The sequence below is a fragment of the Streptococcus mitis genome, from assembly GCF_001579035.1.
GTDB classification, from domain to species: domain Bacteria; phylum Bacillota; class Bacilli; order Lactobacillales; family Streptococcaceae; genus Streptococcus; species Streptococcus mitis_J.
Window position 1 is genome coordinate 275040 of the sequence record NZ_KQ970285.1, and the last position, 5070, is coordinate 280109.

The 5070-nt window shown below is 40.4% G+C and carries 5 protein-coding genes and 1 pseudogene; all 6 read left to right on the forward strand.

The window, feature by feature from the left end:
* Nucleotides 1–936 (forward strand): hypothetical protein (locus SMIDD26_RS01350; protein ID WP_246746843.1); only part of this gene is annotated, 936 nt, incomplete at its 5' end.
* Between the two features lie 323 nt (nt 937–1259).
* Complete coding sequence (locus SMIDD26_RS01355) at nt 1260–1718, forward strand: DUF4231 domain-containing protein (RefSeq protein ID WP_031233612.1); 459 nt, start codon at nt 1260–1262, stop codon at nt 1716–1718.
* 12 nt (nt 1719–1730) lie between these two features.
* Nucleotides 1731–2339: a hypothetical protein gene (locus SMIDD26_RS01360; RefSeq protein WP_061438672.1), complete on the forward strand. Its 609-nt coding sequence runs from the start codon at nt 1731–1733 to the stop codon at nt 2337–2339.
* Nucleotides 2332–2742, forward strand: a complete 411-nt coding sequence (locus tag SMIDD26_RS01365) for a hypothetical protein (RefSeq protein WP_000595757.1) — start codon at nt 2332–2334, stop codon at nt 2740–2742. The genes SMIDD26_RS01360 and SMIDD26_RS01365 overlap by 8 nt, the downstream gene beginning before the upstream one ends.
* Before the next feature lie 10 nt (nt 2743–2752).
* The gene (gene ply, locus SMIDD26_RS01370; RefSeq protein ID WP_061438673.1) at nt 2753–4168 is read left to right on the forward strand and encodes a cholesterol-dependent cytolysin pneumolysin; all 1416 of its coding nucleotides are present in this window, start codon (nt 2753–2755) and stop codon (nt 4166–4168) included.
* A 785-nt stretch (nt 4169–4953) separates the two neighbouring features.
* Nucleotides 4954–5070, forward strand: a pseudogene (locus SMIDD26_RS12505) (YebC/PmpR family DNA-binding transcriptional regulator); the annotation flags it as partial.

A 5070-nucleotide genomic window follows, 5' to 3' on the forward strand; every position in this document is an offset into this window, starting at 1 on the left:
AACGACGGCTTAAACGCCCTCGATAAAATTCTTGACGATATCTCTACTCGTATTAACCAAGGAAATTCATCCATACCAGGTAATGGTGGCAACCAAGCAGATTCAAATAGTAGAGGGGATACAGGTAGTCAAGGAGACAGACCAGCTCCATCTGATGATGGCAGTCAAGGCGGTTCAAACAACCAAAATCAGCCTACTACTCCAAGCACTCCAGCTCATTCAGGAGATTCGACGAATCAAGCTGCTGGTCAATCTACTCAACAGAGGGAAGCAGGAAATTCGACAAGACCAGAGTCTCCACAAGGAATATCTGAAAGTTCTGTGACGGCTCCAGCTCGTAGCCGGAGAAGTGTAGCCTTTGCTGGTGGCAGTCAATCAAGTAAAGAGAAACAGGTTGATAAATCAGTCTTAAGAGATTTGATTCAAGACTTGGAAACTCGTTTGAAAGACTTGGATGGTATTGATCAATCTGTCATCGACGCTGCGAAGGTCATTCTCGGAGAGGGGCAAGAAGCCCTTAGAAATGCTGACTTGACAGAGGCAGGCTTGAAAGAGATGACTGCCAAGGTCAAAGAAGCACTCGAATCCTTGAAAGGCAAGCAAGCGACTAAGGATGAAGAAGAAACGAAAGAAACAAGCAAAGAGCAAGGTCATCTTCCATACGGTACCATGATTGGCAGCCTGCTCGCCCTTCTTGGTCTCCTTCTCTTCCTCATCGCTCGTCGCAAGAAAGAGTCAGAACTCAAGAAATTGACCAAGGAATTGACTAAGGTTCTGCAAGAAAGCGACCTTACAAATGTAGATGCGAAAGTCCTCGACCAAGCACGAGAAGCTCTCGCTCAAGCAGTTGTCTTCCTAGCCAATGAGAAAGAGTCTGACCACACAGAAGATGAGTTGATTGAGAAACTCAAAGCTATTCTTGCTCAGTTAAGATAAGTAAGATAAGCAAAGCCTAGACTAGTCAGAAGCCAGCTAGAATAGTGATTGAAAGAATGTTGGAAAAACTCAATTTGAGGTGAACATTTAGAAAATCTTTCTCTGATAAAACGCATAATATCAAGCTTTTTAAGGCAAGGTATTATGCGTTTTTATCATTTTGAACCTTTTTGTTCCATCCTTTTTGTGATATTTTTCCCTTATTTCACAAATATTTCATATTTGGGTTTTATAATAAGATATAGCTTTCCAGTTTTTACTATACTTTGATATTCAAATATGTTATACTATGATTATCAAAGTAAATGAAAGGGGTTACGAATATGACGCCAGAAGAAATGTATCTGACAGAGCGATTAGATGTACAGATAGCTCATTTTTTAAAGAAAAGCGTTCAACATCGTAGACGCTATAAGGTATTAAAAATAACAGAAATCGTGGCAGGTTTCCTCATAGCTGTTTTTTGTGCTATTCCTATGCCAGGTGATCGCTACCGTTTGATTTCGGTTGCCTTGTCCAGTCTAGGCTTGCTGTGTGAGGGGATTCTCAATTTGTATAATGCCAAGGAACACTGGATTTCTTACCAAAAGACTGCGCAACTCCTGGAAAGGGAAAAATTCCTCTATCAATGTCAAACAGAGAAATATGCAGGAAAAACCAAGGCTTTTGCCCTATTTGTCAAGACATGCGAAGGTCTTATCTCAGAGGAAATTAACCAGTGGGAAAGTATCCAGTCAAAAGAAGTGGCAGCTAGTGCAGATGCTCCAGAGAAAAAAGAATAGGAGGTGGAGGAAATGTCTCAATCCAGCTACCTTTTGCCCTTGCTCTGGTTGAAAAAAGAAGCCGATAAGGAAAAGATGAGTGCGACCCAGTGCCAGATATTTTTCTTTTACTATCAACTGTTTGAACTCTTATTTGCTAGAGAAAGCGACTTGAGAGACTTGTGTCTGGGAAGGCAAGGTTTTTATTTCTCGCAGTTAGAGAAAGATTTGCTTTCTGGAGTTTCCCACTTTCTAAAAAACTTGGAGGGGAAAGGGACTCTCAAGGCTAACCAAGAAGTATCAGCTCGCAAAGCCCTTTTTCTAGCCTTGACAACTAGCCAGCCAGATTGGCAGGAGTTAGCTCCTGTTTTTGATTTTTATCAGACTATCGGGAGACTTGAACATCCTTCTCTCTTGAGTTCTCAGGACAGACAATATCTGATGTGGATTTACCAGTCAGCTTTGGAGAAGGATTATAGTGTCAAGGTAATTGGCGACAAGCATTTTGTATTGAAGAGACAAGATGCTACTAAATTGACAGGGCGCCAAACTCAAACTTTGGAAACACTGAGCCAATCAGAAGACTTGGTCAATCCTGTCTATGTTACATTAGGAGAAAAGGGGGTGCTCTTACTTGATTAAGAGAGGAGATGTTGTGGCTCTTTATTTGCCTTTTCCGACTATTAGTAGCGATTTGGCTGTGAAGAATCATATGTATATTTGTATTGACAACAGCATGACTAAAAACAAAGAGTTGGTTAAAAATCAGACCTTCAAACCAGCCCTCTTGACCAGACGTTTGGTCAAGAACTTTATGATAGAAGAGCCGGATTTAGCTCGTAATCCTTTTACAAGACCAACCTTGATTGACTTAGATAAGGTATTTATGTTGGATAATACGGTCATTCCGACTTCTTATCTAGCCAGACGGCGACGCAATGTCTCAGAAGAATTGTACGAGGAAATTTTGGATCACTTAGTCCAACCACGGCTGATTTCGCTGAACAAGTCTGAGTTTATGCAACTCAATCCAGGAACTTATTAGGAGGTAGAAGATGACAAATAAAGCAGTAAATGACTTTATACTAGCTATGGATTACGATAAAAAGAAACTCTTGACCCATCAGGGAGAGAGTATTGAAAATCGTTTCATCAAAGAGGGGAATCAGCTACCCGATGAGTTTGTTGTTATCGAAAGAAAGAAGCGGAGCCTGTCGACAAATACAAGTGATATTTCCGTGACGGCTACCAACGATAGTCGCCTCTATCCTGGAGCGCTTCTCGTAGTGGATGAGACCTTGTTAGAGAATAATCCCACTCTTCTTGCGGTCGATCGTGCTCCGATGACTTATAGTATTGATTTGCCTGGTTTGGCAAGTAGTGATAGCTTTCTCCAAGTGGAAGATCCCAGCAATTCAAGTGTTCGCGGAGCGGTAAACGATTTGTTGGCCAAGTGGCATCAAGACTATGGTCAGGTCAATAATGTCCCAGCTAGAATGCAGTATGAAAAAATCACGGCTCACAGCATGGAACAACTCAAGGTCAAGTTTGGTTCTGACTTTGAAAAGACAGGGAATTCTCTTGATATTGATTTTAATTCTGTCCATTCGGGCGAAAAGCAGATTCAGATTGTCAATTTTAAGCAGATTTATTATACAGTCAGCGTAGATGCTGTTAAAAATCCAGGAGATGTATTTCAAGATACTGTAACGGTAGAGGATTTGAGGCAGAGAGGAATTTCTGCAGAGCGTCCTTTGGTCTATATTTCGAGTGTTGCTTACGGGCGTCAGGTCTATCTCAAGTTGGAAACCACGAGTAAGAGTGATGAAGTAGAGGCTGCTTTTGAAGCTTTGATAAAAGGAGTCAAGGTAGCTCCTCAGACAGAGTGGAAACAGATTTTGGACAATACAGAAGTGAAGGCGGTTATTTTAGGGGGCGACCCAAGTTCGGGTGCCCGAGTTGTAACAGGCAAGGTGGATATGGTAGAGGACTTGATTCAAGAAGGCAGTCGCTTTACAGCCGATCATCCAGGTTTGCCGATTTCCTATACAACTTCTTTTTTACGGGACAATGTAGTTGCGACCTTTCAAAACAGTACAGACTATGTTGAGACTAAGGTGACAGCTTACAGAAACGGAGATTTACTCTTGGATCATAGCGGTGCCTATGTTGCCCAATATTACATTACTTGGGATGAATTATCCTATGATTATCAAGGTAAAGAAGTCTTGACTCCTAAGGCTTGGAACAGAAATGGGCAGGATTTGACGGCTCATTTTACCACTAGTATTCCTTTAAAAGGGAATGTTCGCAATCTCTCTGTCAAAATTAGGGAGTGTACCGGACTTGCCTGGGAATGGTGGCGTACGGTTTATGAAAAAACCGATTTGCCACTAGTGCGTAAGCGGACGATTTCTATTTGGGGAACGACTCTTTATCCTCAGGTAGAGGATAAGGTAGAAAATGATTAGGAGAGAAGAATGTTTGCGACAAAAAGAGGCGGTGATCTCTCTGCGAATATCTGAAAGTTTATCTCTTGCCTAGCGATTTCCATTGGAGTATGCTCGTGATGTTAAAATGAGTCTATCAAACAGGGGCTGTAAGAAAAAGTAAAAAGGGTAGTGAAACTCCTTGCTATACAAGGAATTAGCTACCTTTTGCTTGTTTTAGAAGTGCCGTTGTACTAGTCTAACTTCAGTATCATGTGAAATCAAAAAGAGTATAAATTTCTGTTTCAGGAACACATAAATTACACTCTTCGAAAATCTCTTCAAACCACGTCAGCTCTATCTGCAACCTCAAAACAGTGTTTTGAGTAACCTGTGGCTAGCTTCCTAGTTTGCTCTTTGATTTTCATTGAGTAATAGATGTTTGGTTAGAAACTCTTCTATTGATTTCTTAGAATACAATAGCGCCTATAAGAACTGTTGAATTTCAAAGTATTTATTTGAACTATCATATGTCTGGAGTAGACTGTCAACAAAAGGTGCAGTATAACTGTTTTTGTTGTTTATATCTATAAACTCAAAACAGTAGTTTGAGCTGACTTTGTCAAACTTGGTAGAAACTTTCTATTTTCAGATAATGGGCTAGTTTGTTTTTTGAATGTTGATAAAGATAGAAAGGCAAGGCCATCTTGGCAACTAAAGTAGCATCTTAACTTGATTTGCTGAATAAAATCTATTTCCTCTAGTGAAAATCAAAAAAACTTGTGTTATAATAAGAAAGATTAAAATGTGAAAAAAGGAGATTCCTAATGGGACGTAAATGGGCCAATATCGTAGCCAAGAAAACGGCTAAAGATGGAGCTAACTCTAAAGTATATGCAAAATTTGGTGTAGAAATCTATGTAGCAGCTAAAAAAGGTGATCCA